We start from the raw sequence: 4,855 nt of genomic DNA on the forward strand, positions 1-4,855 counted from the left end.
CTGGGGGAATTTCTTTACCTGGTAGTCCAACGGCTGTACCCTATAAGATGCTGAAACACGACAAATAAGACTGTATTATAAACAAGATACGGATCTCAAAACATCCTATCGGAAACAGGGTGGTGGTTAATGTTACTCATTTTCCGGTTAATTAGCGGATAAAAAAGCAGTAGGGTAAATGTGATTAGGATATTTGGATACATCTGGTTATTAATACGGATTCAGGTACTGTTGACCACTGTGAAGCTATTTACTTGCCGATTTCAGGATAAAATCTTGAAAAGTACTTCATGTTCTCAATTGCGGTCATTTTGGAAAAGTGAACAGGCATCTCAAATCCAACGCCGACTTCCTCATAAAATGACTTGCCGATTGATATTAAATCATTGCCGAAATACTTAATACTTCCTGAGTAATCCTCAAGCAGCTTGATCATAATTTTCTGGGTAGTGGATTTGCCCGCTCCTGATGGGCCAAGAAACCCAAAAATCTCGCCTTCATATACATCAAAAGTAATTCCCTTTATCGTTTCAGCTTTCGAAGTAGGATATTTAAAGCGCAGATTTTCTACATTAAATGCAGTTCTCATTACTCTTCCTCCCTCCATATAATAAGTTTTTCTCACTCATACTCGCTCATTCTTAGAATTTCATAATCATTGATTAATTAAGAGATAGATAGAAATTGAAAATATACAATAATATGTAAGCATGGGGTCAACCAGTTTGTCTACGACATTGACAATCTCCTTGTCCACACACAATAAGTTCCCAATAATCAAGATTCGTTTTCAAAACAAAAAATACCCTTCAGGGTGACAGAGGGACGGGGGTCATGTCATCCAGAACGGTGACACGACCCCCGTCCCTCTGTCACCCGGGGCATAAAATATTCCACTTTTCTATGGAAAGGGTAGTAATATCATGGTAAAATGCACTTAAAAGGCCGCTTCTAAAAATGGGGGCGGGTTATGAGGTGCATAATGGTTATAATTGGAGCACTAAAAAAAAGAATTCAAGAAGCGTGGAGGCGTACTCAAAACAGCAGAGCTTAATCAACTGGGGTTTTCGAGCCGCCAAATAAAAAACCTTCTGGATGAAGGAGTGATTTCAAAGATCAAACGTGGCTTTTACGAGCTGACTGATTATGTTAGCCGGGAAGAGGTTGTTATAGCACGGCTGTTTCCACAAGCCGTAATATTTCTTGAAAGTGCATTGGTGTATTATAGTTATACAGATCGGATACCTACAGCATGGCAAATAGCGGTAAATAAAAACAGCACAAAAACACAGTATGAGATTGATTATCCTATAATAGAGCCCTATTATCTGGAGCCCAAATTCCTTGAAGTTGGTATAGATAAAATACAAATGGAAGGGGTAACTGTTAAAATATTTGATCGGGATCGGACCATATGCGATGTTCTTCGTTACGAAAAAAAACTCGAAAAAGAGGTATTTAGTAATGCGATCCAACGCTATGTGAAGGACCGAAAGAAAAACATAAGGAAGCTGTTTGAGTACGCTAAAATATTTAATATTAAAAACAAGGTGCAGACATATATTGGAGTGTGGTTGTGATGGCTGATAAAGCAGCATCGGTGCTTGCCAGGCTGAAAAACGAGTCAAAAAGACAAGGTATTCAATTGCACCAATTGCTAAACCTTTTTTATCAGGAAGAGTTTATTCGAAGGCTTTCTCGCTCCCGCTATAGGAATAAACTCATTCTTAAGGGAGGCTTTTTACTATATGCACTCAGTGAATTTACTATAAGGCCAACAGTTGATGCAGATTATCAATTAAATAATTATGCAAATAGCGCAGATGCCATAGAGGCGCTTGTTAGGGAATTAATTTCTTTACCCGGCCAACACGGCTACATGAAATTTGAAATCAGAAGTTCAGAGATAATCAGTGAGATTAAGGATTACCACGGTGTTAGAGTTAATCTTATCGGCTATATGGGAAAGACAAGAACGCCATTTAGGATTGATTTTGGAGTTGGAGATGTTATTGTGCCCTCTGCAGTTGAAAGAATCCTGCCGGTAATTTTGCCGGGGTTTGAGAAGCCTAGAATCTTAACCTATTCTTTAGAATCTACAGTAGCTGAAAAACTAGATGCCATTATCGTTTTAATGGAAGCTACAGGACGCATGAAGGATTTTTACGATATATATTATTTGGCTACAACATTTGACTTTGATGGTAGAATGCTGCAAGAAGCAATTTATGAAACTCTGTCTAATCGAGGGACACCATATGAAAAGGATTCTGTTGCTATAATCTCTAGACTGGCCGAGGATGACGACATCCTGAAGCGGTGGGATAATTTCTGCAAGAAAATATTAAAATATGAATTAAGCTTTAAAGAGGTTGTTGATGTAATTATCGATTTTGTGCTGCCACCATATGAATCAATAACTTTGAATGGTGAATTCTTTAAGGATTGGAGTTGTAAAGAAAGAAGATATATTTAATCATGAAACAAGCTGTAAGTGGTTTGCTTTTTTAGTTTTTAATCATTAGAAATACCTCTTGCTATTTCTGTCTGATCTGTAGGACGTCGGTATATTTACTTCATCCATGTGCAAGGTTATTGGGTTTTTCCTGTTTATTCCTTGGGTATTATGTTACCGCTCACACTTTATTTGATGTTGCAATTCTCACCGCCAATACGCTCCGTTTTTCTCCGCTCGTATTCTTGTCGGCAGAGATTGACCTTGTCCATAGGGAGGGAATTTACATGCAGCTCAGATTCAAATTTCTGCAAGAGGTCACGGCAAGCTCGGGGGGAAAAGCGCCCCCCCTCGCAACGGCACCGGGTACCACCCGCATTTTGTCGAATACTCGCGGACAGTACTGTGTGTGATATTTGAGAAGAATAAAACCCACCACCCAACCTGCGGGTAGGCAGCCCTTGGCAAGAGCACCACATTCCCACGCAGAGTGTCCGGCCTTATTACATAATGTTCATTACTGGAACTAGCATCGTTTTTAGTATGCAATCATAGATTTATCTATGGCAAGATCAATCGTGTTGATTTTGTGTCTCGTAAAGTATGTAGCAAGCATGGTGGGGAAGCAAGGGGACGTTCTTTTTGCTTCCTTTGCTTCCCCCTTACCTATGCAGCGCCAACCACTTTATTAAATATGGTAATAATGGAGAAAAGATAGATCCCGCAAGAGATTGCGGGGTTTTTTGTTATTGCACTAACTGAATGTCGGGTTACGTTAGAGATGGCCGCATCTATGGCCGCGGGGTTGAGGAAAAGATTGGATAGGCGATCTAAGCTGTGCTGTTAATATTATCCTATTCTTGATATAATAAAAAGAAGAGTTTAGCCTAAAGGGCGGGACATCTTAGCTACATTAGTTTGGAGGTGCTTTTTTTGAGTGAGTTGGAGTTGTTTTTAACCAGTCTTAGGGATAATAAGCCGCTTCTCCAAGAGCAATATGGGGTCAATACTTTGGGGGTATTCGGCTCTTTTGTTCGTGGTGATCAGGATAAGAATAGTGATGTTGATATTTTGGTTGAATTCAATGAACCGATAGGTCTTCTCAAATTCGTAGCCTTAAAATATCAATTATGCGAAATATTAGGTAAAGATGTAGATTTAGTTCTGAAAACGGTATTAAAACCGAAAATTGGGGAGCGCATTCTGGAAGAAGTGATCTATATATGATCAAGCGCCACTATGAGGATTATTTAAAGGACATTTTGACTCGATTTATGCCATCGAAACATTTATCAATGGTATGATTAAAAACGAATTTATTCATGATCTAAAAACTATTTATGCAACGAGAAAGGCTATTGAGATTATTGGGGAGGCAACAAAAAAAATCCCGAGTTCAATTACAGATAAGTATAAAGATATTCCCTGGAGAGAGAATGCTGGTATGCGTGATGTGCTTGTGCACGATTACTTTGGTGTAGACTTGAACGTATTATGGAAAACAGTTCAACAAGACATCACCGTCTGGCCTTGTTCCAGCTTGGTAACGGGACTGTTAGTTCAGCAATGCTGTAACATTCATCCAGCTCCTGCCAAAGGTTTTGTTCATTTAGGCAATTAACGATCTTTTTTAAACCACTTCGCATCGGGGCTTTACAGACATATAAAAGGGTACGGGATTCAAAGTATTCGAAGTTTTTTTTCGTTAAAAAAGCCTTTATCCATTCTTACACCTTTGGGTACGTAGTTATGGGGTAATTGTTCCTCTGCCTCTTTGAAGAAATTAAGGAATTCGCCGTTACTGTGAGCCTTACCACCATATGCTTTTAGATTGACTAATTCTGCAGTTTCAGCAATAAAACAAGCCTTGGCCTTGATAGACGGACGGCCGTGATAACGAGGGTTATAGCCTGCCTCACCGCCTTCCTGGTTGCCATGGAGGGTAATAACTGTATCATCGCAGTCCAGCCATATCTCAGTTGGTTCCTTTGTCCGGGAATGCAGTGCTATTAATTGTTGGTTGATAGAGCGTAATTCTTCAAGGGATTCAATTTCCAATGTCTTAAATAACCGTCTGAATGCTGATTCCTCAGGGCATTCAATATCGCCTTTGATTTTCAGGTAACCCGGGTCGTAACGTAAATCATTGATGTGCTCGAATCGAGATAGACCAAGAATTTGAGCATCAACCAGAAAATCGAGCATTTCTTGAGACTGATATTTGCTGTTAGGTGCTTTGCGCATGGTAAAAGTGCTTTTGATAAGTTCCTTGAAACCAATTGCCTGTTTAAAAGATTCTACAGGGCCAAAATTGGCGAATTTAGTGGTTGTATCGTTATCAAAAGTAACTGGCAAATTAAATTTTACGGTATTTTCATTTTGTAAACGGTATTTTTCTAA

Annotated in this window: 5 protein-coding genes and 1 pseudogene; 4 read left to right on the plus strand and 2 right to left on the minus strand. The window is 39.3% G+C overall.

Annotation, left to right across the window (positions count from 1 at the left end; genetic code table 11):
* Positions 1 to 250: 250 nt before the first annotated feature.
* Positions 251 to 589 (minus strand): ATP-binding cassette domain-containing protein, encoded by a 339-nt coding sequence (locus tag SSCH_RS05395; RefSeq protein ID WP_044664583.1) that lies wholly within the window; start codon positions 587 to 589, stop codon positions 251 to 253.
* A 433-nt stretch (positions 590 to 1,022) separates the two neighbouring features.
* On the opposite strand from SSCH_RS05395, the pseudogene SSCH_RS05400 reads away from it, so the two are divergent.
* The 4 genes and pseudogenes from SSCH_RS05400 to SSCH_RS05415 form a co-directional block, all read left to right on the plus strand.
* Positions 1,023 to 1,580 (plus strand): annotated as a pseudogene (locus SSCH_RS05400) (type IV toxin-antitoxin system AbiEi family antitoxin domain-containing protein); the annotation flags it as partial.
* Positions 1,580 to 2,476 (plus strand): nucleotidyl transferase AbiEii/AbiGii toxin family protein, encoded by an 897-nt coding sequence (locus SSCH_RS05405; protein WP_044664581.1) that lies wholly within the window; start codon positions 1,580 to 1,582, stop codon positions 2,474 to 2,476. The pseudogene SSCH_RS05400 and the gene SSCH_RS05405, both read left to right, overlap by 1 nt.
* 912 nt (positions 2,477 to 3,388) lie before the next feature.
* Positions 3,389 to 3,682: a nucleotidyltransferase family protein gene (locus SSCH_RS05410; protein ID WP_044664582.1), complete on the plus strand. Its 294-nt coding sequence runs from the start codon at positions 3,389 to 3,391 to the stop codon at positions 3,680 to 3,682.
* 73 nt (positions 3,683 to 3,755) lie between these two features.
* Positions 3,756 to 4,076 (plus strand): HepT-like ribonuclease domain-containing protein, encoded by a 321-nt coding sequence (locus SSCH_RS05415; RefSeq protein ID WP_198142187.1) that lies wholly within the window; start codon positions 3,756 to 3,758, stop codon positions 4,074 to 4,076.
* Positions 4,077 to 4,135: 59 nt separating this feature from the next.
* On the opposite strand, the gene SSCH_RS05420 is transcribed toward SSCH_RS05415, so the two are convergent.
* Positions 4,136 to 4,855 (minus strand): transposase (locus tag SSCH_RS05420; protein WP_198142188.1); only part of this gene is annotated, 720 nt, incomplete at its 5' end.

The organism is Syntrophaceticus schinkii, assembly GCF_000946815.1.
In the GTDB taxonomy this organism is placed as follows: domain Bacteria; phylum Bacillota; class DSM-12270; order Thermacetogeniales; family Thermacetogeniaceae; genus Syntrophaceticus; species Syntrophaceticus schinkii.